This window comes from Micromonospora marina (assembly GCF_900091565.1).
Classification (GTDB): Bacteria; Actinomycetota; Actinomycetes; order Mycobacteriales; family Micromonosporaceae; genus Micromonospora; species Micromonospora marina.
The window spans coordinates 136,649-161,676 of sequence record NZ_FMCV01000009.1 but is presented as its reverse complement, the minus strand read 5'-3'; the positions used below and the strand labels follow the sequence as shown (position 1 = coordinate 161,676).

The window sequence follows — 25,028 nt, the reverse complement described above, 5'->3', positions numbered from 1 at the left end:
CCCGGACGCCCGCCGGCCCGATCGCACCGGACCCGGTCCGGTCGCCTCGTCGACACTGGCGCGGGTGTCGCATCATGGCGTGGTGATCTTCCGGAAGCGGCGCCACAGGAAAAAGAAGAGCCGGGACTGGTGCAACTGCGACGTGCCCACCTGTGACGGGCCGGGCTGCTGCGACCTGGGCCTCTTCTCGATGCTGCTCACCCTCGGCTCGGTGACCGCCGGCGTCGTCCGGCGGCCCGCCGTGGACCGGGCCGGCCGGGCCGCCATCCTCGGTTACCGGCGCTGGCTGTCGCACCGCTGGCCGGCGACCTGTCGCTACACGCCGACGTGCAGCGCGTACGGGCTCGCCGCGGTCGAGCGGTACGGGCTGGCGGCAGGCGGCCGGATGGCCGCCGACCGGGTACGCCGATGCCGCCCCGACGTGCCGCACGGCACCCACGACCCCCTGCGCTGACTGCCGCTCGCCTCCGCGCCGTGCGGATGTGCGGGCGTCACCTCGGGGAAGTGGCGGTGTCCCGGTGTGCCGGATGCCGCCACTCCGGCGACCCGGCGTCGATCAACGTGGCGGTCACCCGACCGACGTGGGGCCGCCGAAGACGACCGGGACGCCCGGGGAGTAGAGCACGCTCGCCGGTGGGCCGTCCGGTGCCGGCAGGCCGGCGGCGGTGACCAGCTCGTCGTCCAGGTGCAGCAGTTCGGCGTGGTGCAGCGGCCACTGCGGATGCCAGTTCGGCAGGTGCCGGGTGCGGCCGTAAGCGCGGGTGTGCAGGCCCCAGCGGGCGGTGAGGAAGTGTTCGAGCGGCGTCGGCTCGGGGATCGGCGCGTCGACGCGGACCGTCATCCGGCTGGTCGCGCCGGCCGGACCAGGCCAGCGGCGGCGGCAACGGTAGGTGAGCGTGTCGCCGGCACGGTCCAGCCGCATCGAAGACCACTTGTACGGCAGGCGCAGGCTCGCCTGCGCCACCAGCACGGGCACCAGCCGGGACGCATCGAGCGAGCGGAACACCACAGCGCGGCGCCCCGAGCCGTCGACTGAGTAGAGCCGGACGTTCGTCTCCCAGAACGTGCCGAAGTAGGGCACGCCCGGACCACGCCCGAGCCCCAGCCCGACCATCCGGAAACCGATCAGCCCGACGTAGGTGAGCCCGTCGAGCGTGTCCGGCCGGGTGCCGGCGGGCAGCAGCGGCGCCACCCGCTCCGGCGGAACCGCCCAGTGCAGGAACGTCAGGTCGTGCCAGCGCTGGGCCAGCCAGGCGAGGCGTATGGCGCGTACCGGAGCGTGCTCGACCGGCTCGATCTCCATCGGTCCATCGTGCCTCCCGGACGCGCCCGGACTCACTCCGGGCGGTGGCAGACCGCCTCGACGTTGTTACCGTCCGGGTCGCGGACGAACGCGCCGTAGTAGCCGGCGTGGTATTCCGGCCACTCCTTCGGCGCGTGCAACACCTCGGCGCCGGCGGCGACGGCCGCGTCGTGGAACGCCCGCACCGTGGCGCGGTCGGCGGCGGTGAACGCGATGTGCACCGGCACCGGTGTGGCGCCGGAGGGCGCGGGCTCCACCCAGAAGTCGGGCGCGTCGACGCCGTAGCCGATCGGGCCGGGCTCCATCAGCCGCCGCCCGCCCAGCGGGGCGAGCACCGCGTCGTAGAAGGCGCCGCTGGCCGCCAGGTCGCGCACCGCTACGGAGAAGTGGTCGAGCACGTCGCCTCCCTGCGATCGTCGTTGACCGCGTCAGGCTACGAGTCGGCTACGACACTTCCGCCGCCCGGTTTGTCTCGCGCCTGCCGCCGCCGGGCAGCCGTCGGTGACGCCAGCCGTCGTCGAGCGCCCGGGCTCGGTGGTCCAGCCTCGTTGAAGAGGTAAGCCGTTGAGAGCGATATGCCTCAGAGTCATGATTATGACTCTGAGGCATATCGCTTTGCCTCTATATGTTTCCGGCGGCGGTAAGGACCGCCGGGTGGGACGCGCGCCGTCGCCGGGCGGTGTCCGCGACGATCAGCAGGCCGGGCACCGCGCCGAGCAGCCAGATCACGCCCACCGGCCAGTGGATCACCTCGCCCACCGCGCCCCGGATCTCCGGCACGTCACCCACCACGTAGGACGCCTCCGGGTCATCCGCGCGGCAGTCGAGCGTCCACGTACCCGGCGACGGCACCCGCAGGGTGGCCACCCAGGCGTAGGTGGCGGCGTCGCCGCCGTAGTCACCCGGCGGGACGGAGACCGGCTCGGCCGCCCGGGCCGCCGAGCCGCCGCCGGTGACCCGGCAGTCCGGGTCCGCCGGGGAGAAGCCCACCGAGAAGATCGCGTACGCCCCGCCGGCCGGCACCGTGAACCGGCCCGCCGACGTCGAGTAGGGGCCGACGCCGCCGTACTCGTGTGGGGGTTGCCCGATCGTGCTGTCCTCGGCGCCGAGCCGTACCGCGGTCTGCGCCAGCAGCGCGCCGGACACGACGGCGAGCCCGCCGACCAGATAGCCGCGCCGCGACGCCGGGCGGGCCCGGTGGGGCAGGCGCCCGCCCACGACGTACCCGATCAGCGCGCCGGCCACCGCGAGCGCCGCGCCGCCGAGCAGTACCCGCCCCCAGCGGGCCTCGCCGGTCAGCGGCACGACCCACCGGAAGTACGCCAGTGACACCGCGAGCAGCGCCGCGGTGACCAGCGTGGACAGGCCGACTGCCACCGCGGGGCGCCGGGGTTGCCGGGCCGCCACCACGGCGGCGAGCACCGGCGACGCGAGTACGGGCCACCACAGCGCGGTGGAGATCGGCTGGTCTTCCTCCCATCTGTGGGTCCACTCGTAGACGACGAGCGGCGCCGGCACGGTCGCGGCCAACCAGGCCGTCAGCACTCCGGGACCGGGCAGCCGCACGCTCATCGGTCGATTCTGGACCACCCGGATCATCGACGGAAGTCCGCGAGGCGTCCGAAAGGGATTGCTCACACAGCGTAGGATCACGTGCGACACAGCCGAACACACGGGGGAAACGATGTTCGAGCGCCTGGGCAGATTCGTCGTGGGCAAGGCCTGGTGGGTGATCGGCGGCTGGGTCGTCGCCGCGATCGCGATCATCGCCGCCAGCCCTTCGCTGAGCGACATCACCTCCGCGGACCAGGAGAGCTTCCTGCCGCGCTCCTACGAATCGGTGCAGGCCACCGAGCTGGCCGAGAAGTCGTTCCCGCAGGCGGCCACCGCCACCGCCACGATCGTGGTCAAACGCAGCGACGGCAAGCCGCTGACCCCGGCCGACGAGGCGCGCGTGGGGCAGCTCGCCGCCAAGCTCAAGGCCCGCAACATCCCGCAGACCACCGGCTACCTGACCGGCCCGCAGGCCGTCGCGCCGGACAAGTCGGTGCAGATCATCTCCGTCGGTCTCGACGCCGACAGCCCCGACGACCCGAAGCTGCTCGACGCCGTCCGCGACCTGCGCGCCGGCCTCGCCGCGGACCTGGCCGGCAGCGGACTGACCGCCGGGGTGGCGGGCGACGTGGCGAGCTTCGTCGACAACGAGGACACGTTCAACGAGGCGTTCGCCGTCGTCGGTGTCGCCACCATCGTCCTCATCATCGGGCTGATCCTGATCATCTTCCGCAGCCCGATCGCCGCGCTGCTGCCGGTGGTGGTCATCAGTGTCGTCATGTCCGTCACCACCGGGCTGGTCGCCGCCGCCGGCAAGGCGTTCGACCTCAACGTCAGCCAGGACCTGCAGACCATCCTGCTGATCGTGCTGTTCGGCATCGGCACCGACTACATCCTGTTCCTGCTGTTCCGCTACCGGGAGCGGCTGCGCGCGGGCGACGACAAGCGCACCGCGATGATCGTCTCGGTACAGCGGGTCGGCGAGGTCATCACCTCGGCCGCCGGTGCGGTCATCGTGGCGTTCCTGGTGCTGCTGCTCGCCTCGCTCGGTTTCTTCGGCTCGCTCGGCCCGGCGCTCGCCATCGCCGTCGGCGTCATGCTCGTCACCTCGCTGACCCTGATCCCGGCGCTCGTGTCCCTGCTCGGCCGGTGGGTGTTCTGGCCGTCGAAGGCGTGGCAGCGCCCGCCCAAGGCGACGCTGTCCCGGCGGCTCGGTGTCGTCGTCGGCCGCCGTCCGGCCGTCGTGGCCGCGGCCTCCGGCGCGCTGCTCGTCGCGCTCGCCGCCGGGGTGCTCGGCTACAAGGCCGACTACGACTTCAGCGCCGGCTTCCCGCAGGACACCGAGTCGGCGCGGGCCGCACAGGATCTCCAGCGCGGGTTCGCCGCCGGTGCGCTCGCGCCCACCGAGGTCTACCTGACCACCGGCAACGGCACTCCGCTCACCGACCAGCAGGTGAACGACTTCGCCGCCGCGTCGGCGCGGGCACCCGGTGTCGGGCAGGCGCAGCCGCCGGAGCGCAGCGCGACCGACCCGAGCGTCGCCCGGATCAACCTGCTGCTGGACGAGAACCCGATGTCCAACGAGGCGATCATGCTGGTCCGCGACGACCTGCGGGACGCGCTGCACGAGGCCGCTCCGCCGGGCACCAAGGCTCTGGTCGGCGGCGCCACGGCGATCTTCGCGGACATCAACTCGGCCAACAACCGGGACCTGTCGGTGATCCTTCCGGTCGCCGCCGCCCTGATCGCGCTCATCCTCGCGCTGTTGCTGCGCAGCCTCGTCGCACCGGTCTACCTGGTGATCGCGGTGCTGCTGAACTTCGCCGCCACGCTCGGCGCCACCGTCTACGTGTTCCAGGGGCTCCAGGGCAATCCGGGCGTGACGTTCCAGTTGCCGATCATCCTCTACCTGTTCGTGGTGGCGATCGGCACCGACTACAACATCCTGATGATCGCCCGGCTCCGCGAGGAGGCGCGCGAGGGTCACGAGCCGCACCGGGCCGCCGCGATCGGGGTGGAACACGCCGGTCCGACAGTCGCCGCCGCCGGGCTGATCCTGGCCGGCACGTTCGGGGTGCTGATGCTCGCGCCGATCTCGTTCCTCCAGCAGATGGGCTTCGCGGTGGCGATCGGGATCGTGCTGTCCGCGTTCGTCATGTCGATGTTCTTCGTACCGGCGCTGACCGGCCTGATCGGCCGCAAGGCGTGGTGGCCGGGGCACGGTGACGAGCGGCGCAACGGCGAGGGCCGGCACGCGGCTCCGGAGCCGGTGGGCGAGGCGCAGATCTGACCGGGCCTCACTGCTCGCCGGGACGGACCAGCCCGCTCTCGTACGCGATCACGACGAGCTGCGCCCGGTCGCGGGCGTTCAGCTTCTGGAGCAGCCGGCTCACGTAGGTGCGGGCGGTGTCGGGGCTCAGGAACAACGCCTGACCGATCTCCGTGTTCGACCGTCCGGCGCCCACCTGCGCCAGCACGTCCCGTTCCCGGGCGGTCAGTCCGGCGAGCCGCCCCGGATCGGCCACCGGCGAGCGGGCCGCCGCGGCGAGCACCCGCCGGGTCACCGCGGGGGAGAGCAGCGCGTCGCCACCGGCCACCGTCCGGACCGCGTCCCGCAGCGCGTCGGGCGGGGTGTCCTTGAGCAGGAAACCGCCCGCTCCGGCGCGGATCGCCTCGAACAGGTACTCGTCGTCGTCGAACGTGGTCAGCATGACCACCTGTACGCCGGCCAGTGTGGGGTCGGTCAGGATCCGCCGGGTCGCCTCCAACCCGTCCCCGCCGGGCATCCGTACGTCCATCAGCACGATGTCGGGTCGCTGCTGCCGCACCACCGAGAGTCCGCCGGGGCCGTCGCCGGCCTCGCCCACGACCTCGATGTCCGGTGCCCGGTCGAGCAGGGCACGCAGGCCGGTGCGGACCAAGTGCTGGTCGTCGACGAGGACGACGCGGATCGGGTTCACGCGGCCACCCCCGCGAGCGGCAGGTGGACCGACACCCGGAAGCCGCCGCTGCCGCCGGTTGCCCTGCCTCCGGTTGCCCCGGTGCCGCCGGTTGCGGCGGTGCCGGTCTCGACGGTGCCGCCCAGCAGCGCCACCCGCTCGGCCATGCCGCGCAGGCCCTGGCCCGTCCCGTACCCGGCGGGCGGCCCGCCGCGGCCGTCGTCCACCACCTCCAACGCGAGCCGACCGGGCGTGGCGCGCACAGCCACGGTGACCCGGGTGGCGTCGGCGTGGCGCAGGACGTTCGTCAACGCCTCCTGCACGACCCGGTAGACGGTGCTGCCCACCACCGCGGGCAGCGTGTCCACCGGACCCTCGATCCGCAGGTCCACGACCAGCCCGCCCCGGCGTACGCCGTCCACGAGCGCCGGGAGCCGGTCGAAGCCGGGGACCGGTTCTCGTGGCCCGGGCTCGCGGCGCAGCGTGCCGAGCGTCGCCCGCAGCTCCGCCATCGCGCTGCCGCTCACCGACCGGATCGCTGCGAGCGCGTTGTCCGCCTGCGCCGGATCGCTGTCCGCGAGCGCCTCCCGCGCGACTGCCGACTGCAACGTGATCACCGACATGGTGTGCCCGAGCGTGTCGTGCACCTCCCGGGCGATGCGCAGCCGTTCCGCCTCGACCTGGCGGGCCGCCTCCCGATGGCGTTCCTCGTCCGCCGCGACCGCCTGGCGGACCAGCGCCGCCCGCAGCGACCTGCGGTTGCGTACCGCGTCACCGAGGGCGATGACGGCGAGCAGCAACGCCGCCTCGGAGCCGAGTTCCGTACCCACTACCACAGCGACGTCGTCGCCCTCGACCAGCCGGGCGGCCACCGACACGGCCAGCAGGCTTCCGGCCACCACGGCGGCCGGGACGACACGCCCGCGTTCGGACACCCGGTAGAGGACTGCGGCGGCCGGGGCGGCCACCCCGACCGGCGGCAGGTCCAGCGCGTAGTACCCGAGGATCACGACCGCCGTGGCGACCAGCGCCGGCAGCGGCCACCGCCTGGCGTACAGCACCAGCCCGCCGAGCACCGCGCCGACCACGACCGCGAGCGCCGCGCCGCCGGGCGCGGGCCGGTCGGCAGCCACGGCCACCGCGACCAGGCCGAGCGTGGCCGCCGCGAGCAGCGCGTCGGCGCGGGTGGGCGAGGTGTCGGGCACGCCTTCGAGCCTAGTACTCCAGCTGTAGATCGTGATCTTCATGTCTGGGTTGCGACTTGTCGCCGGTAGTGGCTAGTGCGTGATCGGGCTTGGTGACGTCGTCTCCACTCGGACCAGCTGAGGCGGTGGGCCACGTTGGACAGGGGCTGGACGACGAGCGTGATGAACAGGTGCTGGATCTCGTTGCAGGTCAGCGGAATGAGGTCGTCGGGGGCCGGGCGGGTGTGTTCGTCGGCCCGGACGACGGCGAGGAAGGCGTGGGCGAGCATGGCGAGGGTGACCCAGCGGGCCCAGGAGGGTAGCGGCGGAGCTGGTGCTCGTCCAGGCCAGCCAGCCCCTTTTCGGTCTGGAATGTCTCCTCCACTCGCCACCTTGATCCAGCGACCCTGACCAGGGTGGCGAGCGGGACCCGTGAGATGGAGTGGCAGCGGTAGTAGGCCAGTTCACCGGTGCGGCGGTTGCGGCGGATCAGCAGCTGCCGGTGGCCGGGGCTGGGCTCGGTCAGGTCGATGACGGCCCAGTCGTAGAAGCGGTTGCCCTTTGCTCCCGCGCCTGCCGACAGCTTCTGCCAAGCCCGCTTCGGCACCCTCGCCGCGAGCGTGTCGGCACGGAACTTGCCTGCTTTGGTGGTGACTTCGGCTGAGCAGGCCACCGCGAGGACATACCCCAGGCCGCGTTCTTCCAGGGAGGTCCGCAGTTTGGGGTTGCCGCCGTAGACCTCGTCGCCAGCGACCCAGCCGACGTGGTGTCCGGCGTCCAGGAACCGTTCGATCATCGTGCGGGCCAACTCGGGCTTGGTCGCGAAGACGACGTCATCGCCCAGCCCCGCCGCCCGGCAGCGGTCCGGGTCGCAGATCCAGGACCGTGGGACATACAGTTCCCGGTCCACCGCCGCATGGCCGCGGGCACCTGCATAGACGAGGTAGACGGCGACCTGGGAGTTCTCGATCCGCCCGGCCGTGCCGGTGTACTGGCGCTGGACCCCGACGGTGTGGGTACCTTTCTTCACATCGCCGGTCTCGTCCACGACCAACACCGCCTCTTGGTCGTGCAGGTGCTCAACGACGTACTCGCGGACATCGTCACGGACGGCGTCGGCGTTCCAGGAGGCCCGGCACAGCAGATGCTGCATGCCGTGCGGGTTCGCTTCACCTGCCCGCTCCGCGATCGTCCAGCAGTTCTTGCGCGGCAGGTCCGACAGCAACCCAAGTACCAACTGTCCGGCCCGTTGCCGTGGTTCGACCCGGGCGAACCGGCCTGCGATCCGGCCCATCAACTCAGCAAAAACCGCCCGCCAACGCTCCCCCTCGGGCGGGAGACCACGGCGCGATGCTCCCGCCCAAGGGAGATGACTCACAGCCCGGCGCCTCCCGTCGCGTCGATGACCCGGCCGGTCACCCAACGCGCGTCGTTGGACGCGAGGAAGGCCACGATGTCGGCCACGTCTTCCGGCTGCCCAACACGGCCAAGGGCGGCCAGGGCTGCCGCATGTGCCTCGGCCTGCGGATTCCCCCGAAGCCAGGCCGCGTTGACATCTGTATCGACGATCCCGGGGGCCACCGAGTTGGCCGTGATGCCCCGCGGGCCCAGCTCCTTGGCCAGGTTGAGGGTGAAGGTGTCCAGTGCGCCCTTGGTGGCGCCGTAGGCGATGATCTCCGGCATGGCCAAGCTGGCCGCACCGCTGGAGATGTTGATGATCCGGCCCCCGTCACGCAGGCGCGACAGCCCCTGCTGCACGATGAAGAACGGCGCACGCACGTTCACGGCGAAGACCTCGTCGAAGCCGTCCTCGGTCAAGGAGGCCAACGCCGGGCTGCGTCCTATGCCGGCGTTGTTGACGATGATGTCGAGCTTCCCGTCGGACACGTGGTCCTTGCCCGCAGCGTCGAAGGCGGCCCACAGGCGCGTTGCGTCGCCGTGCCGTCCCAGCTCCGCGCGCAGCGCGAAGGCCCGCCCGCCGTTCTTCCGGATACGCTCGACGGTCTCGCTCGCCGCCGTCTCGTCGCGGGCGTAGGTGACGCCGACGGCGGCGCCGTCCCGGGCGAGTCGTTCCGCGATGGCCCGGCCGATGCCTCGGCTGCCTCCGGTGACCAGCGCAACCTTGCCCTCAAGTGCTCCTGTTGCCATGACTATTGTCCGCCTCCCCATTTCTTGAGTGATGACTCAAGAATAAAGGTAGCACAAGTTCTTGAGTGCTCGCTCTAGAATCGAGGCGATGAGTGGACCAGGCGTGAAGCGAGGACGGCCGCCGGCGTTCGACCGCACGATGGCCCTGGCAGCCGCCACCCGGCTGTTCTGGGAGCACGGCTACGAGGCCACCTCCATCGGCGAGCTGACCCGGGCCATGGGCATCAAACCCGGCAGCCTATATGCGGCATTCGGGGATAAAAAGACCCTGTTCAAAGAGGTCGTCCACACCTACGGACGCTCTCCCGTGGGTGCGTTCATCGGTACTGCCCTGGAAGAGGAGCCCACAGCGCGCGGCGCGTTCCGCCGCATTCTTCGCGAGGCGGCGGCCGTCTACCCCGACCCCTCCCACCCGGCCGGCTGTCTGACCATCAGCGCCGCCACCAACGTCACCGTTCAGGACGCCGAGGTCGCGGCGTTCCTTCGCGACCTGCGCAACGCGAACCTGGCCGCCTTCGAAACACATCTGAAGACCGCACAGCAGCAAGGCGAACTATCCGCTGCAGCCAACCCTCGCGCCCTAGCCGCTTACTTTGCCGCAGTCATCCAGGGCATGTCACAGCGTGCCCGGGATGGCGCAACAACCACAGAACTCACCGAAACGGCAGAACTGGCACTGTCCGCCTGGCCCGAAGCGCAAGACTGAGCACCTCGCGGCAAGATCACGATCTACAGCTGGAGTACTAGGTCCGCACGGACCCTCACCGCTGTCGTCCGCAGGCGTCAGGGTTGACCCCGAGGCGTACGCCGAGAAGCGACATCCGGTCGCGCTGCCACGCGGACGCCGGCGGAGGACGGCCGACCTAGCGTCGATGGCGTCCCCGAAACGTGAGGAGAACCCTCGTGGTGCGCACAAGACTGACCTGGATCGCCCTTATTGTCATGGTATGGGCGTCGATGATATCGTTCGGCGGAGTCGCCGCCGAGACCGTCATGCTCTACCCGAACATCTTCAACGACGCGCCCGCCTCACTCGACCGGGCCCGCGAGTTCCTCGTCCACGGCGGCCCGCACGACTACTTCCCGCCGCTCGGCGCGTCGGTGACCCTGAGCAGCGTCGCCGCCACGCCGCTCACCTGGCGCGACCGCCGGCTGCGCTGGTGGGTCGCCGGCGCCACAGCCGTGTTCGTCGTCTGCGAGTTCCTGTTCTCCGCTGTCTTCTTCTGGCCGCGCAACGAGATCATGTTCGTGGACCCGCCCGGCACGCACTCCGCCGAGTACCTGCGGCAGGTCGCCGCCGAGTTCGTCGCCGGTCACTGGGTGCGCTTCGCCGGAGGTGCGGTGACGGCCGCGCTGGCGTTCGTCGCGCTGCTTCGCTTCGTGCGCTCCACTGCGGCTGTTCCGCCGTCGGCCCCGGCCTCTGCGTCGGCGTCGGCTTCGGAGTCGGCAGAGGCGACGCGATGAGCGCGAGCCGCCGTACCCTTGGGTTCTCCTGGCCGACGTTGGTCGCGCTGGCCGCGCTGGCCGCCCCGCGCGTGGCCCTGCACGACCTCGATGTCGTGCCGGAGGGCACGGTCGTGGCCGCACTGCTCGCGGTCGGGCCGCCGCCGTGCTGTGGCGGCGGCCACCGCGCCCGTTCCTGACGATCGTGGTGATCGGGGCGCTGTACGGCGTGTTCCTGGCGGCCGGTCACCAGGTGTTCTGGGACTCGTCGCTGGGGATGGACGCGCCAGGGCTGGCCGGGCTGGAGCCGGGGGCGCGGGAGGCGTTGTTGCGGGGTGCGGCGGTGATGTCGAGCCTGGTCACCGGGACGATGGTCGGGGTGATCGCCGGTGGGGTGGCGGTGCTGCTCGGCCGGGTGCTGCCCGCGCCGGCCCGACGTGGTGACCAGGTCGATGGCTCTCGCCCACCAGCCTGATCAGCGAGCGGACGGGAGCCACCGCTCAGGCGGCGATCGCGCGGGCGGCGGTGTACATGTCGGCGGGCAGCGGATACCGCAGCTCCCAGAGAATCCGCATGGGCCGGTCGCCGCTGTGCTCCCGGTATGTCATCGGTCCCGCGTACAGGTACGGCGGTGCGCCCAGATCACGGTCGGCGATCTTTGTCTCGCGAACGAACAGGTGCACCGTCGACCCCTGCGCGACGTGGTTGACGTACCGCTGCCCGGTCGACGAGCCCGATGACGTGGTGCTCTGCGACTCCCACTGGAACAGCTTGTCCGTGATGGCGCGGTCGGCGTACATGGTGGTGGGAGAGTAGTGCTCCTCGGACTTGACGAGCGTGACGAAGAACATGTCCGCGTGCTCGTCGGGCAGCCACTTCACGCCCTCGCGCAGCGAACCCGGGTTGGCCATGCCGAAGGCCGCGCACGCCTCGTTCCGGCTGTAGCGCGCGTGCACCCGCAGCGGCACCCGACCCGGCGTAGATGGCTGGGTGACCCGGTGGATGCGGTCGCGCAGCACGTCGGCTACCTGTCGCAGCTCGGCGCAGCGCGCCGGCTCCGCCCACAGCCGCTTGAGCCGGGCGTCGCGTTCGGTCAGCGGCACCGCCGGCCCCCACAGGCTGAAGTGCAGCATGTCGAGCAGTCGCCCGGTGGCCGGACGCTGACCGGCTGCGACCCGAGAGATCAGACCCAGCCGATCGACATCGTCGGTGTGGAGCATCCGGCCGATGGCCCGGCCCAGATCACGGTCGTCCGGGCCGCCCTCGGCCGGGTCGAGACCGGCGAGACGCCGAAGCCCGGCCCAGCCGCCGATGTTCGCCGAGCGGTAGACGTCCTCGATCTCCAGGCCGGTCTCGCGCAGGAAGTCGGACAGGCTCACGTCACCGAGCTGCCGCAGCTCGGCCACCAGCGCGTTCTTCGAGGTAGGCAGAGCCGACTTGAGGTTGGCGAGCACGATGTCCTTCGCCACCCGGTCCAGCTCGATGTGGCAGCCGCTGGGCAGCGAGGGGAAGTCCTCCCGGACGGCGGCTTCGACCGCCCGCCGGCTGACCCCGGCAAGCGCACGCCAGCGCAGGTCGAACCGGAAGTTCGCGTGCTGGCCGCCGATGAAGTCGAGCACGGTCAGGCACGGCTTGCCGTCGTCCAGCCGCAACCCCCGGCCGAGCTGTTGGAGGAAGATCGTGGCGCTCTCGGTGGGACGCAGCATGAGGATGGTGTCCACCATCGGCAGGTCGACACCCTCGTTGAACAGGTCGACTGTGAAGAGCACCTTCAGCTCACGCTTGCGGAAGCGGTCGATCAGCGCGTGGCGATCCGCCCGGTCAACAGTCGACGTGATGGCCGCGGACGGCACCCCGTGCTCGGTGAACCAGTCGGCCATGAACTCCGCGTGCCCGATGCTGACGCAGAAACCGAGCCCGCGCATCCGCCCGACATCAGCGATCCGCCGGACCGCCTGCAGGATCAATCGCGCCCGAGCGTGGTTGCCGGTGTAGACGCCGTCCAGCTCGGCCTTGTCGTACCCCTGCCCGCGTTTCCACCGCACCCGCGCCAGGTCCACATCGTCGTGCAACCCGAAGTACTGGAACGGTGCCAGCAACTGCCGTTCGAGGGCCTCCCACAGGTGTAACTCCACCGACGCGTGGCCGTCGAACCACCGGCGCACATCGCCGCCGTCGCTCCGCTCGGGCGTCGCGGTCAGGCCCAGGAGTACGCGCGGCCGAAGTCGCTCCAGCAACGCCGTGTACGTCGGTGCCTCGGCGTGGTGGAACTCGTCGACGATCACCATGTCGTACGCCTCGGGGTCGATCTCCTGACGGTGCAGCGACTGGATCGAGGCGAAGACGTGCTTCCACCCCTGCGGCCGGTCGCCGCCCACGAACGTCTCACCGAACGTGCCGTCGCCCATGACCTGGCGGAACATCGACCGGCTCTGCCGCAGGATCTGTTCCTGGTGGGCGACGAAGAGCAGCGAGTCGACGCGGCCGGCTCGCCGGAGCCGGCGGTAGTCGAGCGCTGCCACCACCGTCTTACCGGTACCGGTCGCCATCACCACCAGGTTGCGCCAGCGGCCGTGCACAAGCCGTTCGGCGTCGAGGTCGTCAAGGACCTCCTGCTGGTACGGGAACGGCCGCACGTCCAGGTTCGCGATCTCGGTCGGAGCGTCGTCGGCGCGTTCTCCTCTCAACGCGATGCGCAGGCGCTCGGCATCGGTCGCCGGGTCGTAGGTCTCGAACGCCGAGTCGTTCCAGTAGTCGGCGAACGTGGCCTCGAACGTGTCGATGACGTGCGGCTGTTCCAGGTTCGAGATGCGGACGTTCCACTCCACGCCGTCGACGAGCGCGGCCTTGGACAGATTCGACGAGCCGACGTACGCGGTGGTGGTCCCGTTGTTCCGCCGGAACAGCCACGCCTTGGCGTGCAGGCGGGTGGTCCGCGTCTCGTAGGAGACCTTTATCTCGGCGCCCAACTCGGCGAGCCGATCCAGTGCCCGCTGGTCGGTGGCGCCCATGTACGTCGTCGTGATGACCCGCACCCGGCCGCCTCGGGCGACCAGCTCGGTGATCGCTGGCTCGATGATGCGCAGACCGTGCCACTTGATGAAAGCGCAGATCAGGTCCACCTCGTCCGCCGACGCCATCTCGTGGCTGACCTCATGGCCGATGCGCGGCTGGTGCCGGCCGTTGACCAGGAGCGCGCCGGTGGAAAGCGGCGTCGAGGGGCGGATCGGGAAGACCGGTGCGGCCGGTGGTGCAGGCGGGGCGGCGATGGCGTGCAACAGACGTTGAGCGTCCGCCACCTGGTCGTCGGTGGTGACGGCACGAGGCTCGGCCTGAGCGATGTGCGCGGCGATCCGGTTCGCCAGGTCGACCTGCCGGGCCAGCTTGCTCTCGCCCCCGCCGACGCCGAGTAGCGCCCGCCGTGCGAGGCCCGCGATGTGCCGGGCGAGTACGTCATGTGCGTCGGCGGAATCCAGCTTCGCGTCCCGGACGAGGGCGCTGTCGACGCGGCTGAGCTGCGTCGCAAGCTTCTCCGTGATCAGGTGTTCGTAGATGCCCTGTTCAAGATCCCCCACGGTGGCAAGCTAGCCGGGCGGAGGCCGGCGGGGTAGGTGTCAGGAGCTTCGTCCTACCGCCTGTCAGATCATCGACACCGGACGCGTGCCCATCACCGGCTCGACGCAATCGCTTTGATGCGGACTACGCCTGCTGGGCGGCGGCGTTGTCGGGCCGTACGAGCAGCGTGGCCCTCTGTTCCCGCCGGGTGCTCAGGAGCCGGTCGTGGAGCGCCCGGGCGATGCCCCGGCGTTGCCACGATCGCCGCACCAGCAATTCGCAGACTGCGAACGTCCGGTGCCCGTTCTCGTCCGTGAAGCCGTCCGGCACCGGCTCGTGGATGCCGTCCCACCAACGCGTAGCGGCTCCGAGCGGGAAGCCGTAGACGTAGCCGACCAGCTCGTCGTCGACCCTGGCCGTCACCAGTTCCCAGCCTTCCCGGGGCATGTGCGCCGCGAGCTGCCGCTCGTACCGCTCGGCCGTGTAGCGCGGGCCGTCGTCGGCGTGCGCGTCGAGGTAAACGTCCACAAGCTGCTCAACCATGCCCTCGGCCTCTGCTGCGGTCTGGTGGCGTAGTCGCAGATCCAGCACGAGGACAGGATCCCACCGGGCAGCAGTTGCCCGTCCGGGGACTCTCAGACGAGATCAGCGAACGGTTTCCAACGTCGACCGTGGTCGCCCTGTGCGACCGACGTCATTCGGTTGGCGAATTCGGCCGCCACGCTCGCCGAACTCGCGAGAAGCGGCGTGGCGGCAGCGATCATCTTGAGCTCGCGCGCTTCCCGTAGAAGCGGCCAGTCGCGGTCGGACGTCACGTCGTACCCGTAGGCTTCGGCGAGCGCACGATGCGACCCACTGGTCCCGAAGCGGGCCTCGCCCACGGCAACCGCTGCCAGGTCCACCTGCCAGGGCCCGAGACAGGTAGCGTCGAAGTCGCAGAGCAGGATGCCGCCCAAAGCATCCCGGAGCAGGTTGCCGACGTGCGCGTCCCCGTGGATGAGCGACTGCTCGACGCGTTGGTTGAGGTCGGCTACCCGCGGCTCCAAGCGGTCGCACCACGCGGCCAGGTAGTCGTGGTCCTCTGCGCTCAACCCGTCGGCATCCGCCAGGCGTCGGCGCGCGTCCCCGATCGGATCCCAGCTTGCCAGCGGGAAGAGTGGGGGTTCGAGCGCATGAAACCGCCGCAGCGCCGAGCCGAGGTCATCCACCGTCGGAGCAGGGGCGGTGGGTGGCACATAGGTCCACACCGAGGCCGCCAAGTCACCGACCGCAACCGGCTGCGTCACGCCAGGCGCCAGCCGGATCGTGGGCGCCCCCAGTTGGGCGAACCATTGCGCCAGTCGAACGACCTTCTGCACCCGGTCCCGAAGTCGGTGCGTTCGTGCGATCCGGATGACGAGCCCGGATGCGGGCAACGCGAACACGGCGTTGTTGGTCAGCCGCAGGAGGCGGGCATCCTCGGTCGACGCCTCAAGTCCGCTGGCGATCTCCCGCATTGCTCGGGTCATCGCCTCTTCCGAGAACCGCCCGCTCATACCGTGGCCGCAGCTCGTACGGTGAGCGTCCGTTCGAATCCGGCAACGACGGGAAGGTGGCGGTGCCGGCCGAGATCACGGCGCAGATTGACCACTCGATCGACCACTCGACGGGAACTCAACGCACGAGACTTCTCGACCACGCGCATGCCGACAGCGACCGCCCGCTCGGGCTCATCGGTGAGGAAGAGCGCGCTGCACAAGCCGACCTCGTTCAGGACCATGCTGCGGACGTTCGCCGGGCCGAAGGCGACGATCGCCTCTTCGACGCTGCGCACCGCCTGTGTCGCGTGCGTTCCGGCCTGCCGGGCCATGTCGCGGTAGACGCGACCGTACTGGGCTAGCAGTTCGCCACGGTCGTAGAAGGCCATCCAGGTCGGCTCACGCTCGGGATCCACACGTTCGAACTGATCAGTCGCCCGACCGAGGAGGGTCAGGGCGCTCCGGTGGTCGCCGAGTGCGGCTGTCGAGGCGGCCTCCGCGCCCCAGAGCAGCGCCCGCACCGCCGGGGTTGCCCGCGAGCCCAACTCTGAGTGGGCCAGCCTCAGCGCGGCCAGAGCATCCTCGTTGTGCCGAAGGTGTTGTAGCTGCTTGGCCTGCGAGTAGCGGATCAGGGCGGCCAGCGGGGCATCGTCAGCGGACATCGCGGCCCGCTCGCCAGCGGCGAAATGCCGCTGAGCGTCCGCGTGCCGGCCGGCGTCCAGCGCGGTCCAGCCGGCCAACTGACGCGCCGCCGCGACCGCCGCGACCAGGCGGGGTGTCAGCCCGGGCGCGTGCGACCAGTCGAGCATTCTGTACACCGACTCCGCGAACCGCGCGACCTCGCGATAGAGCAGGCCACCACCGCATTCGTAGTCGACCGACCGGTAGAGCTCCAGGATCGCGTTCAGCCGAGAAACGTCCGCGCTGCCGAGACAACGGGGCCGGGGCTGCTCAGCGCCCCCGACCAGCCCGGCTCCGGCCGACACCGCTGCGATGCCGGCCAGGAGGGTTCGCCGGCCCAGGTCCGGTGTCGCGCGGATCCCGTCGGCCGGAGCACCGGCCGGGAAGCCTGGACCGACTGCAAACCAGAGAGACCTCGGCGGGACGCGGAGCACTGTCGCCCAGTGCGCCAGCCGATCGAGATGCACCAGGGCTGGCCCGTTCTCGATCCGGCTCAACTGCGCCTGCGTGATCCCCAGCCACCCCGCGACGATGCTCTGCGGCAGCGGGCTCCGCCCGTGGTACGGGTGGTGCCGGTACGCCCGGATCACCTGCCCGAGATGCCGCCGCACCAGCGCCGTCCGTACCGGTTCATGGTCCCAGAACGAGTCGGGTACGGCGGGCGGCGTGCTGAGGCGGTCGCGTTCGGCGGCCTGGCAGGGCGCGCAGCGTCCCGTGTCGTTGTCGCGCGCCAGGCGGCCGCCGCAGCGGGGGCAGTTCGCAGGTGTCACCGGCAACCTCGCCGTTCGCGGAGAACCTGTGTCCGAAGTCGAGCCTAGCCATTCAACCCTTGCCGGAGCGGCCCGGTATACGCACCGTGCATATCGCCCGGTGTTCCGTGGCGATGACCGAGCGTATGCGGCGTGTGCATGCCGGCCACGATCATCGGGGCATGCACTTCCTGCCGAGAAGGACTGAAGGTCGGCGCATGGCCCGGGGCGGGTGCCGGGCTCCGGCGGCACCGCGTCCCCCGATCGCGGGCTCCCGCCGACCCCGCCCGCCCCGGCGCCACTTCACCAGACCCGACCCCGGAGGTGCCTGCCGATGTCCGCCGTACTCGCCGACTTCCCCGTCCACACCCCGGTCACCGACGAGGAGCTGCTCGTCGCCGCGCTGGCCGTGCGCGTACACGTGCCCGAGCACTGGCCGCAGGGGCCGCTGTGCCGCAGCGAGCGCGTCCCGTACCCCTGCCGGCTGGCCCGGTGGGGGAGGGCGACGCCCGCCGCGGCCGGGCTGCCCGACGGGGCCGTGGTGGTGGTCCCGTGATCTGGGTGACCAGGGAGCGGGTGCAGGCGTACCAGGTGCGCAGCGCCGTGTTCGACACCCGCTGGCGCGGGCTGGACCCGGCGCAGGTGCACGACTACCTGCGCCGGGTCGCCGACGAGATGGACCGGCTGCACCGGGAGCTGACCACTGCGCGCACCGAGTCGGAGCGGGTCCGCCAGGCGCTGCGCCAGTGGCAGTCCCGCCACAACGGCTGCCGGCGACGCGGCCACGATGACTGAGCCGCGCTGGATCATTCACCTGCCGACCACGCTGACCTGCCGGGACGTCGCCGCCGAACTGGCCGCCGCGCTCGCCCGGTCGCTCGGGCACCTGGACGCAGTCGACTTCGGCGAGACGACGCTCAGCGAGGAGGACGCCCAGCACCTGCGGTACCGGGTCTGGTGTGACGTACGGCTGCCCGGCGGCGGGCGCTGCGGCCATCGGGATGGTCACGGCGGGTCGTGCGGGGCGACGGAGCCACGATGACTTCGGCGTGTCGGTCGATGAGCGTCCGGGTGACGGGCCGGTCCGATGGGAGCGGTTCCAAGCAGGGCGACGATCCACACCGTACGGTCGCTACACTCCCCCGAAAACACCCGGAACCGCCCACGGACTCTGGAGAAGCCTGTGACCCGAGACAAGGCCGCACCGCCCGGAATCGACGTCACCGTTCCCAGCGTGGCCCGGGTCTACGACTACTTCCTGGGCGGCAAGGACAACTTCGAGGTCGACCGGAGGGTCGCCGAGCACGCGCTGCGGATCACGCCGGACGGACCGGCCGCCGGTCAGGCGAACCGGGCGTTCCTGCGCCGGGTGATCCGTCACCTCGTGACCGAGGCGGGCATCGACCAGTTCCTCGACGTCGGGTCGGGGCTGCCGACCCAGGGCAACGTGCACGAGGTCGCCGTCGAGCACAACCCGGCCGCCCGGGTGGTGTACGTGGACAACGACCCGATCGTCCTGGCGCACGGGCGGGCGCTGCTCGCCGCGGAGGGCACCGCGACGGTGATCCAGGCCGACGTGCGGGAACCGGAGGAGATCCTCAACGACCCGGACGTGCGCCGGTTCCTCGACTTCGACCGCCCGATCGGGCTGCTGCTGTTCGCGATCCTGCACCACCTCGGCGACGACGAGGACCCGCGATCGGTCGCGGCGGCGCTGATCGATGCGATGCCGTCCGGCAGTTACGTCGCGATCTCGCACTTCCGTGACCCGGGAGAGCGGGATCCGGAGGGCTCCCGCAAGGCCCGCGAGGTCGAGCGGGTGTTCAACGAGTCGCTCGGCACCGGCCGCTGGCGTACCGATGAGGAGATTCTCGCGTTCGCCGACGGGCTGACGCTGCTGGAGCCGGGCCTGGTGCCGCTGGCCGAGTGGCGTCCGGACCCGGACGCCCCCGCCCCGCAGCAGACCGACACCTACCACACCTTCGTCGGCCTGCTCGCCCGCAAACCCTAGGCGGTACGAGACCGTAGGTGGGTGCGGACACCTCAGCCGGGCTCCTCCTCGCCCTTCTCGGGCCGTCCCGACGCGGCGGGCAGGTCCCGCAGGAACGCGTCGACCCGGAGGCGGTCGTAATCGTGCGCGACGAGCGGCAACTCGGCCAGGGGCGAGTTCCACCTCTGCCTTCGCACTCAGGCGCCCCAGGAAATCCTCCGACCGCAGCGCCTCCCGGCCCTTCTGCGCGAGGGCATCGACGGCAGTCCGGTCGTATCCGCGCGCTTCGATCGGGAACTGGGCTGAGTCGAAACGCTGCCGGACGAGCTGGCGATGGTCGGTGAAACGGCTGCCGCCGTACCGGGCGAGGGCGTCGGCCACCTGGTCCGTCTTCTCCCGGACGTCGTGCAGTTCGAGCAGGAGCAGGCAGGGCCGGTCGTCCAACGGGCTGCGGTGGGTCAGCGGGCGGTCGAGCGTCGACCCGGGTGCGGGCACGAGCAGCGGCAACGGCGACGGCATCCGCTTGCCGGCCAGCACCGGAGGCGGCTGGTACAGGACCAGGTGTTCGATCTCCGCCCAGGGCAGCAGCCGGTGAAGGTCCGTCGTCCCGCCTGCGATTCCCCCGTCGTCCCTGGCCGGGAGTGTGGCAGCCGGGCGCAAGGTGATCGATGGGTGGTGATCTGCCTGGCGTCGCCGCGCGGTCCTGCCCGGGGGCGTGTTAAGAAGGGGCCCCGCCTCTACCGGAGACGTTAAAAGGGGGCCCTTCCTTGCACGAAGCGGAGCAGGTGATCCAGCGGGTGCTGCGGGATCTGCGCGACGGCACGCACCGCGGCGTCGTCGTGGACTCGCCTCCCGGCGCCGGGAAGTCGACCCTCGTCGTCCGTGCCGCGGTCGAGACCGCCGCGACCGGTGACCCGCTGATGATCGTGGCGCAGACAAACGAGCAGGTGGACGACCTCATCGACCGGCTCGGCCGCAGGGCGCCGGAGTTGCGCGTCGGGCGGCTCTCCGCCACCGACTACCGGCCCACCGAGCGGGTCACCGGCCACCCGGCGGTCCGGGTCGCGGCGAAGGTCGCCGACCTGGGTGGCCCGGCGGTCACCATCGGTACGGCGGCCAAGTGGGCCACTGTCACCGAGGGGAGCTGGCCGTGGGCGATCGTGGACGAGGCGTACCAGATGCGCGCCGATGCGCTGCTGCGCGTGGCGGCACGGTTCGAGCGGGCCCTGTTCGTCGGAGACCCCGGTCAGCTCGATCCGTTCAGCACCGTGGAGACGTTCCGCTGGACCGGGCTGACCTGGGATCCGATGCAGTCGGCGGTGGCCACGCTGCTGCGGCACAACCCGGAGCTGCCGGTGCACCGGCTGCCGGTGTCGTGGCGGCTGCCCGACTCGGCCGCCCCGGTGGTGTCCGCCGCGTTCTACCCGTTCACCGGGTTCCGCGCCGGTACCGGGCCGGCGGACCGGGCGCTGACGTTCACCGAGCCCGGCGTGGGTGACGCCTACGACGCCTCGGTCGAACTGGCCGCCGCCACCGGCTGGGCCTTGCACGAGCTGCCCGCCCGGCACACCGTGCGTACCGATGGAGAAGCGGCCACGGCCTGCGCGGAGCTGGCGCTGCGGGTGCTGCGGCGCGGCGCGGTCGCGGTGAGCGAGGCCGCGCCCGGCGGTGCGCCGGTCACCGCGGACCGGATCGCCGTCGGGGCCGCGCACCGCGACCAGGTCGCGGCCATCCGGTCCCGGCTGGGCGCGGCCGGGGCGGGCATCACGGTGGACACCGCCAACCGGCTCCAGGGCCGGGAGTACGACGTGACGGTCGTGCTGCACCCGCTCTCCGGGCGACGTGACGCCACCGCGTTCCACCTGGAGTCGGGGCGGCTGTGCGTGCTGGCTTCGCGGCACCGGCACGCCTGCGTGGTGGTGGCGCGGGCCGGGATCGGTGAGCTGCTCGACGCCTATCCGTCGACCGAGCGGGTGCACCTGGACGTGCCGGTGAAGTTCCCGGACGGCTGGGAGGCCAACCAGACGGTGCTGACCCACCTCGATGCCCACCGGGCGTGACGAGAGGGCCGTGGCGGCATGGTCGGCGGACCGTTCGGATCTTCCGGTGGTCCCGGCCGGTGGGCACGATGGCCGGATGCACCCTCACGATCCCTATCAGCAGGATCCGTACCAACAGCAGCCGTACCCGCAGCAGCCGTACCAGCACCAGCCGTACCCGCAGCAGCCGTACTATCCGCCGCCGGCGTTCGTGGAGCAGCCGAGCGAGGGGACGGGCAGGTGGGCGATCGTCCTGTGGGTCATGGTACCGGCGCTGCTGGTGATCCTGTGCTGCGCCGGATGTGTCGTCTCCGGGTTCGCGGGCGGGTTCATGGAGGGCTTCAACGAGGGCTACTCGTCGTCGTAGGTGCGGGCCGGTGGTACGCCGCCGCCCTCGGTGCGCGGGGCTGGCGGCGGTGCGTTAGACAGAGATCATGACCGCGAGCGTGCTGCAGTGGCTGGGCGGGGGTGCGATGGCGGTGGCCGCCGGCTTCCTCGCCGTGTCGTTGCCCCGGCGCCGTGCCCGGGCCGAGGGCCGGCGGGTCGCCTGGTCGTCGGCGCGGGCGGCGATCCACGACGCCACGGTCAGCCGGGACGCGTCCCCGGCGGCGGTGCCGGAGGCCGAGCGTCTGCTGGCCCGCGCCGAGCTGCTCGCCGCCGCGGGCGGCGGCGCCGACGCGGCCCGCGCGGCGGCTGAGCACGCCCGCCGCGCCGACGGGCTGTGGCGGGCCGGGCGATGACGAGGGTACGCCGGGAGCTGCTGCGCTGGTCGCTGCTGGCCGCCGCGGCGGCGGTGCTCGTGGTGTTCCTGGTGGCGCAGCGGCAGAGCGTGGAGGTCAGCTACGGGCGATCCCCGTCGACCGCCGCGCTGCCGGAGGGCTCGGCCGGGGAGTTGAGCGACGCGAGCGTGCCCTCGGTCGAGGAGATGACCGCGCTGGTCGCGGCCGATCCGGTGGTCCGGCTGCCGGGCGCTGTCGCGCGCTGGGACGAGCGACGGGTCCGGGCCGCCATCGGTGACCGGGCTACCCGCATCCTGGTCGCCCCGCCCGGTCTGGACGAGGCCGAACGCCGGCGGGTGAGGGACGTGGAGAGCGCCGAGATCCGGATCGTCGGCACCGAGGTCAGCGGTGGCCCGTACGGGGCCTCCCCGGACGACCTGCCGGGCTGGCGGGCCCGGTTCGCCACCGCCGACGTGACCGGCCCGCTGCTCACGCTGCTGGCGACGCTGCACGACCAGCCGGTCCCGCCGGACGGCGACGACCTGCGGTGGCGGGAACCGACCGTCCCGGAGCTGGCCCCGGTGGTCACCGCGCTGCGCGCCACCGGCCGGTACGTGGGCACCGGCGCCACGCTGCCCCGGCTGCCGGAGAAGGCGGCGGTCGCCGCGTTCCCGGACGGCGCCTGGTTCGTGGTGCTGCCCGTCCAGCCGTACGGGGAGCCGCTGCCCGCGTACGGGCCGGCGCTGCACCGGCTCGCCCCGGATCAGCCGCTGGTGGTGATGTACGGCGACTGGATCGAGTACCACGGTCCGGGCGCGGCGTCGTTCGCCGAGGTCGCCGCCGCGAGCTTCTACGCCCAGTTCGGCGGGCGGCTCGGCCGTTACGCCTATCCCCAGCAGAACGTGCTCGGCGCGTATCTGGCCCAGGTCACCGACGTGCGGTACGCGGGGCTGTTCGACCGCCCGCTGCCGTACCGGCCGTTCGACCCGCTGCGGGTGGCGTTGCCGGCGCTGCCCTGGATCTTCGCCGGGTGCGTGGCGGGTTTCGTGGTGCTGTCGATCCGTACCGTGCGGGGGTCCGGCCGCCGTCCGGCCGACGTCGGTCCCGGTGGCACGCCGGCCCGGCTGGCCGGGCTCTCCGCGCTGGCGGTGGAGTTGTCGCTGCTCACCGACGGGCGCAGCGACCCGGCGTTGGTCCGGGGCGTGGGCCGGTTGCGGGCGGCCCGGGACGCCTTCGACGACGGGCTGCCGGACCGGCACGTACGCGAACTGCTCGCCGACGCGGCGGCCGAGCTGGACGACGTGGCCCGGGACGTGCGGATGCCCGGCTACCGGCCGGACGTCTACCTGCGGGCGAGGCTGTCGTGAGCCGCGTCGCGACCCGTCCCGATCGGGCGGCGGCCCGTCGTGGCGTGGCGGCGACCGGCCCGGGCCGGCTGTTCGGCCGCCTGGTCGGCACCGCGTTCGGCCGGGCGGTGCTCGCCTGCCTGGCGCTGGCCGGCTGGGCGCTGTGGACCGGCGGCGTCCTGGACGGGCCGGTGGCCCGGCAGGTACGCGGCTCCTCGGTCTACGCGGCGCCCGGCGTGGACCTGGACCGGGCCGCCGCCGAGCGGGTCGTCGGCAACCGGCGGCTGGTGGTGCTGATCATGGAGCCGGGCGCCGACCTGCGGGAGGCGTGCGACGACACCGAGCGCGCCACGCGGGGCACGCTGGTGCTGGCGATGAGCCGCGACGGCGAGGACTGGGACACGTACGGCTGCTCCCGCCTGGGCGGCGACGGCCCGCGTGACCTCGGCCGGGCCGTGGTCGTCGAGACCACGATCGGCCGGGGCGCCGACGCGTTCGTGGACCGGCCGGTCGAGGCGCTGAAGGTGATCGTGCTCAACTACGACCGGCTGGTGCGGGCCGGTCTGGTGCCGGACGGGGCTCGTACCATCAGCCCGTCGTTGCCCCGCTATCTGCTGGCCGGCGGCGCGGTGGCCGGGGTCGTGGCCGGCGCGGCGGTGCTCTGGTTCGGTGGGCGGCGGGCCGGTCGGCTGGCCGACGCGCGGCGGGCCGGGCGGGACGCGCGCGCCGACGAGCGGGCCGCGCTCGGTGCCGCCACAGCTGTCCTCGCCCAGCAGATCATCGACCTGGACGGGCGCGCCGGGCCGGTCGCACCGGCGTACCGGCGGCTGGCCGCCGACTACGTCGGTTTGCTCGACGAGGTGTCCGAGGTGGACGGCGACGCCGGGGCGCTGCGCCGGCTCCGGGAGCGGGTCGAGGAGCTGAGCGGCCGCGCGGCGGATCTCGCCGACGACGCGGCGTCCGGCCGGGGCGCGGACCGGGCGGGCGGCGGGAGGCCGGACAGGACGGGAGCCGGGAAGTCCGGCAGGCCGGCGACGGGGCGGCCGGACAAGGCTGCGGCCGGGAAGCCCGGCAAGGCGGCGGCCGGTGCGGCGGGGAGGGGCCGGGCGCGCGGACGGGGCCGGCGGTGATCCGCCGACCCCGTCGTCACGGCGTTGTCAGCGCTGGGCGCCCACCACCGAGGCGGCCGGCCAGCTGCCGGTGAAGACCTCGAGGAGGTGGCCGATCTCGTGCGTCTGGACCCGCACCGGGCCATGTTGATGGTGTAGCAGTCAACCGTGCGGTGAACTGACCGGGCTCGATCATCCGTACCCCTGGTCGTGCGGACCACGGAGCTGGTGACCTGTCCCCGCGAGCCTGCCGACCGGCTCGGCCCGGTCGCCGTGCGCGCGGCTGTGCACCGCTGGTTGCGGCTGATCGCGGCCGACGCGGAGCTGGCGCCTTACCTGATCGGGGTGGACCGCCGGTGGCTCGCCGCGCTGCTCGCCGCCCGGCTGGACGCGGCGCTGCGCGGGATGCGGCAGGGCCCGGACGACGGGCCAGGGGACGCCGGGCCGGTCCTCGGTGGACCACTGCGGTCGACGCTGACCGGGGAGCAGTGCTGGCGCGTCCTGGACTACCTGGCCGCCGCGCTCTGGTCGCTCGACCTGCCCGCGGCGACTGTCGTGCACGCGCAACGGGCCGTGGCCGGGTTGCTCCGGGGCTGACCGTCCACCCCGGGTGTTGCGTGAACCGGGCACAGGAACCGTCGTTCACGCCGCCGGGTATCCCCGGCTTTCCTGTCGGCCTCCCGTCACACAGAGTGTTTTTCTGATCGCATCCGGTCGATACCGTCGGGCCACTGCCGTCGACGAAGGGCCGA

The 25,028-nt window shown here is 72.1% G+C and carries 27 protein-coding genes and 1 pseudogene; 16 read left to right on the top strand and 12 right to left on the bottom strand.

The window, feature by feature from the left end; all coding sequences use genetic code 11:
• Positions 1 to 82: 82 nt before the first annotated feature.
• A complete protein-coding gene (gene yidD, locus GA0070215_RS13610) occupies positions 83 to 454 on the top strand; it encodes a membrane protein insertion efficiency factor YidD (protein ID WP_244166989.1) in 372 nt (123 codons plus the stop codon).
• A gap of 114 nt (positions 455 to 568) precedes the next feature.
• Here yidD and GA0070215_RS13605 read toward each other — a convergent pair whose 3' ends face one another.
• The 3 genes from GA0070215_RS13605 to GA0070215_RS13595 all read right to left on the bottom strand — a co-directional run bounded on the left by GA0070215_RS13605 (position 569) and on the right by GA0070215_RS13595 (position 2,875).
• Positions 569 to 1,303 (bottom strand): YqjF family protein, encoded by a 735-nt coding sequence (locus GA0070215_RS13605; RefSeq protein ID WP_091045931.1) that lies wholly within the window; start codon positions 1,301 to 1,303, stop codon positions 569 to 571.
• A 32-nt stretch (positions 1,304 to 1,335) separates the two neighbouring features.
• Entirely contained in the window at positions 1,336 to 1,701 is a 366-nt protein-coding gene (locus tag GA0070215_RS13600) for a VOC family protein (protein WP_091045928.1), read from the bottom strand.
• Positions 1,702 to 1,924: 223 nt separating this feature from the next.
• Positions 1,925 to 2,875: a hypothetical protein gene (locus GA0070215_RS13595; protein ID WP_091045926.1), complete on the bottom strand. Its 951-nt coding sequence runs from the start codon at positions 2,873 to 2,875 to the stop codon at positions 1,925 to 1,927.
• A gap of 112 nt (positions 2,876 to 2,987) precedes the next feature.
• Here GA0070215_RS13595 and GA0070215_RS13590 point away from each other — a divergent pair, with 112 nt between their 5' ends.
• Positions 2,988 to 5,147 carry an MMPL family transporter gene (locus GA0070215_RS13590; RefSeq protein WP_091045923.1) on the top strand — a complete coding sequence of 720 codons (2,160 nt, stop codon included), beginning with the start codon at positions 2,988 to 2,990 and terminating at the stop codon, positions 5,145 to 5,147.
• Between the two features lie 7 nt (positions 5,148 to 5,154).
• Here the strand turns inward: GA0070215_RS13590 and GA0070215_RS13585 are convergent, their stop codons facing one another.
• The 4 genes and pseudogenes from GA0070215_RS13585 to GA0070215_RS13570 all read right to left on the bottom strand — a co-directional run bounded on the left by GA0070215_RS13585 (position 5,155) and on the right by GA0070215_RS13570 (position 9,128).
• Complete coding sequence (locus GA0070215_RS13585; protein WP_091045920.1) at positions 5,155 to 5,817, bottom strand: response regulator; 663 nt, start codon at positions 5,815 to 5,817, stop codon at positions 5,155 to 5,157.
• Positions 5,814 to 7,001, bottom strand: coding sequence for a sensor histidine kinase (locus GA0070215_RS13580; protein WP_091045916.1), 1,188 nt, complete (start codon positions 6,999 to 7,001; stop codon positions 5,814 to 5,816). Before GA0070215_RS13580 ends, GA0070215_RS13585 begins: the two co-directional genes overlap by 4 nt.
• 38 nt (positions 7,002 to 7,039) lie before the next feature.
• Positions 7,040 to 8,274 (bottom strand): annotated as a pseudogene (locus GA0070215_RS13575) (IS701 family transposase).
• 80 nt (positions 8,275 to 8,354) lie between these two features.
• Entirely contained in the window at positions 8,355 to 9,128 is a 774-nt protein-coding gene (locus tag GA0070215_RS13570; protein ID WP_091045913.1) for an SDR family oxidoreductase, read from the bottom strand.
• Positions 9,129 to 9,216: 88 nt separating this feature from the next.
• Here GA0070215_RS13570 and GA0070215_RS13565 point away from each other — a divergent pair, with 88 nt between their 5' ends.
• From GA0070215_RS13565 to GA0070215_RS29060, 4 genes are all read left to right on the top strand, one after another.
• Complete coding sequence (locus GA0070215_RS13565; RefSeq protein ID WP_208600342.1) at positions 9,217 to 9,834, top strand: TetR/AcrR family transcriptional regulator; 618 nt, start codon at positions 9,217 to 9,219, stop codon at positions 9,832 to 9,834.
• Between the two features lie 251 nt (positions 9,835 to 10,085).
• Positions 10,086 to 10,592, top strand: coding sequence for an anthrone oxygenase family protein (locus tag GA0070215_RS13560; protein ID WP_091045909.1), 507 nt, complete (start codon positions 10,086 to 10,088; stop codon positions 10,590 to 10,592).
• Positions 10,589 to 10,771 (top strand): hypothetical protein, encoded by a 183-nt coding sequence (locus GA0070215_RS29065; RefSeq protein ID WP_244166988.1) that lies wholly within the window; start codon positions 10,589 to 10,591, stop codon positions 10,769 to 10,771. Before GA0070215_RS13560 ends, GA0070215_RS29065 begins: the two co-directional genes overlap by 4 nt.
• An 8-nt stretch (positions 10,772 to 10,779) precedes the next feature.
• Positions 10,780 to 11,046 (top strand): hypothetical protein, encoded by a 267-nt coding sequence (locus tag GA0070215_RS29060; RefSeq protein WP_244166987.1) that lies wholly within the window; start codon positions 10,780 to 10,782, stop codon positions 11,044 to 11,046.
• A gap of 25 nt (positions 11,047 to 11,071) precedes the next feature.
• Here the strand turns inward: GA0070215_RS29060 and GA0070215_RS13550 are convergent, their stop codons facing one another.
• From GA0070215_RS13550 to GA0070215_RS13535, 4 genes are all read right to left on the bottom strand, one after another.
• Positions 11,072 to 14,146, bottom strand: coding sequence for a DEAD/DEAH box helicase (locus GA0070215_RS13550; protein ID WP_091045905.1), 3,075 nt, complete (start codon positions 14,144 to 14,146; stop codon positions 11,072 to 11,074).
• 124 nt (positions 14,147 to 14,270) lie between these two features.
• Positions 14,271 to 14,717: a GNAT family N-acetyltransferase gene (locus GA0070215_RS13545; RefSeq protein ID WP_279616558.1), complete on the bottom strand. Its 447-nt coding sequence runs from the start codon at positions 14,715 to 14,717 to the stop codon at positions 14,271 to 14,273.
• Between the two features lie 44 nt (positions 14,718 to 14,761).
• Positions 14,762 to 15,661, bottom strand: a complete 900-nt coding sequence (locus tag GA0070215_RS13540; RefSeq protein ID WP_026268215.1) for an aminoglycoside phosphotransferase family protein — start codon at positions 15,659 to 15,661, stop codon at positions 14,762 to 14,764.
• On the bottom strand, positions 15,658 to 17,094 hold the full coding sequence (locus tag GA0070215_RS13535) for a helix-turn-helix domain-containing protein (protein ID WP_091045898.1): 1,437 nt from the start codon (positions 17,092 to 17,094) through the stop codon (positions 15,658 to 15,660). Before GA0070215_RS13535 ends, GA0070215_RS13540 begins: the two co-directional genes overlap by 4 nt.
• A gap of 313 nt (positions 17,095 to 17,407) precedes the next feature.
• On the opposite strand from GA0070215_RS13535, the gene GA0070215_RS13530 reads away from it, so the two are divergent.
• From GA0070215_RS13530 to GA0070215_RS13515, 4 genes are all read left to right on the top strand, one after another.
• Positions 17,408 to 17,629 carry a hypothetical protein gene (locus GA0070215_RS13530; RefSeq protein WP_091045894.1) on the top strand — a complete coding sequence of 74 codons (222 nt, stop codon included), beginning with the start codon at positions 17,408 to 17,410 and terminating at the stop codon, positions 17,627 to 17,629.
• Positions 17,626 to 17,868: a DivIVA domain-containing protein gene (locus tag GA0070215_RS13525; protein ID WP_091045890.1), complete on the top strand. Its 243-nt coding sequence runs from the start codon at positions 17,626 to 17,628 to the stop codon at positions 17,866 to 17,868. The genes GA0070215_RS13530 and GA0070215_RS13525 overlap by 4 nt, the downstream gene beginning before the upstream one ends.
• Positions 17,861 to 18,115: a hypothetical protein gene (locus tag GA0070215_RS13520; RefSeq protein ID WP_018786740.1), complete on the top strand. Its 255-nt coding sequence runs from the start codon at positions 17,861 to 17,863 to the stop codon at positions 18,113 to 18,115. The genes GA0070215_RS13525 and GA0070215_RS13520 overlap by 8 nt, the downstream gene beginning before the upstream one ends.
• Before the next feature lie 141 nt (positions 18,116 to 18,256).
• Positions 18,257 to 19,084: an SAM-dependent methyltransferase gene (locus tag GA0070215_RS13515; protein ID WP_091045885.1), complete on the top strand. Its 828-nt coding sequence runs from the start codon at positions 18,257 to 18,259 to the stop codon at positions 19,082 to 19,084.
• A gap of 32 nt (positions 19,085 to 19,116) precedes the next feature.
• On the opposite strand, the gene GA0070215_RS29055 is transcribed toward GA0070215_RS13515, so the two are convergent.
• Complete coding sequence (locus GA0070215_RS29055; RefSeq protein ID WP_244166986.1) at positions 19,117 to 19,260, bottom strand: hypothetical protein; 144 nt, start codon at positions 19,258 to 19,260, stop codon at positions 19,117 to 19,119.
• Between the two features lie 570 nt (positions 19,261 to 19,830).
• On the opposite strand from GA0070215_RS29055, the gene GA0070215_RS13505 reads away from it, so the two are divergent.
• The 6 genes from GA0070215_RS13505 (at position 19,831) to GA0070215_RS13480 (ending at position 24,873) form a co-directional block, all read left to right on the top strand.
• Positions 19,831 to 21,123, top strand: a complete 1,293-nt coding sequence (locus tag GA0070215_RS13505) for an AAA family ATPase (RefSeq protein ID WP_091045880.1) — start codon at positions 19,831 to 19,833, stop codon at positions 21,121 to 21,123.
• A 76-nt stretch (positions 21,124 to 21,199) separates the two neighbouring features.
• Positions 21,200 to 21,469: a hypothetical protein gene (locus GA0070215_RS13500; protein WP_091046012.1), complete on the top strand. Its 270-nt coding sequence runs from the start codon at positions 21,200 to 21,202 to the stop codon at positions 21,467 to 21,469.
• 67 nt (positions 21,470 to 21,536) lie between these two features.
• A complete protein-coding gene (locus GA0070215_RS13495; protein WP_091045877.1) occupies positions 21,537 to 21,842 on the top strand; it encodes a DUF6403 family protein in 306 nt (101 codons plus the stop codon).
• A complete protein-coding gene (locus GA0070215_RS13490; RefSeq protein WP_091046007.1) occupies positions 21,839 to 23,188 on the top strand; it encodes a hypothetical protein in 1,350 nt (449 codons plus the stop codon). Before GA0070215_RS13495 ends, GA0070215_RS13490 begins: the two co-directional genes overlap by 4 nt.
• Positions 23,185 to 24,297 (top strand): hypothetical protein, encoded by a 1,113-nt coding sequence (locus GA0070215_RS13485; RefSeq protein WP_244166985.1) that lies wholly within the window; start codon positions 23,185 to 23,187, stop codon positions 24,295 to 24,297. Before GA0070215_RS13490 ends, GA0070215_RS13485 begins: the two co-directional genes overlap by 4 nt.
• A gap of 189 nt (positions 24,298 to 24,486) precedes the next feature.
• Positions 24,487 to 24,873: a globin gene (locus GA0070215_RS13480; RefSeq protein WP_244166984.1), complete on the top strand. Its 387-nt coding sequence runs from the start codon at positions 24,487 to 24,489 to the stop codon at positions 24,871 to 24,873.
• The last annotated feature ends 155 nt before the right edge of the window (positions 24,874 to 25,028 follow it).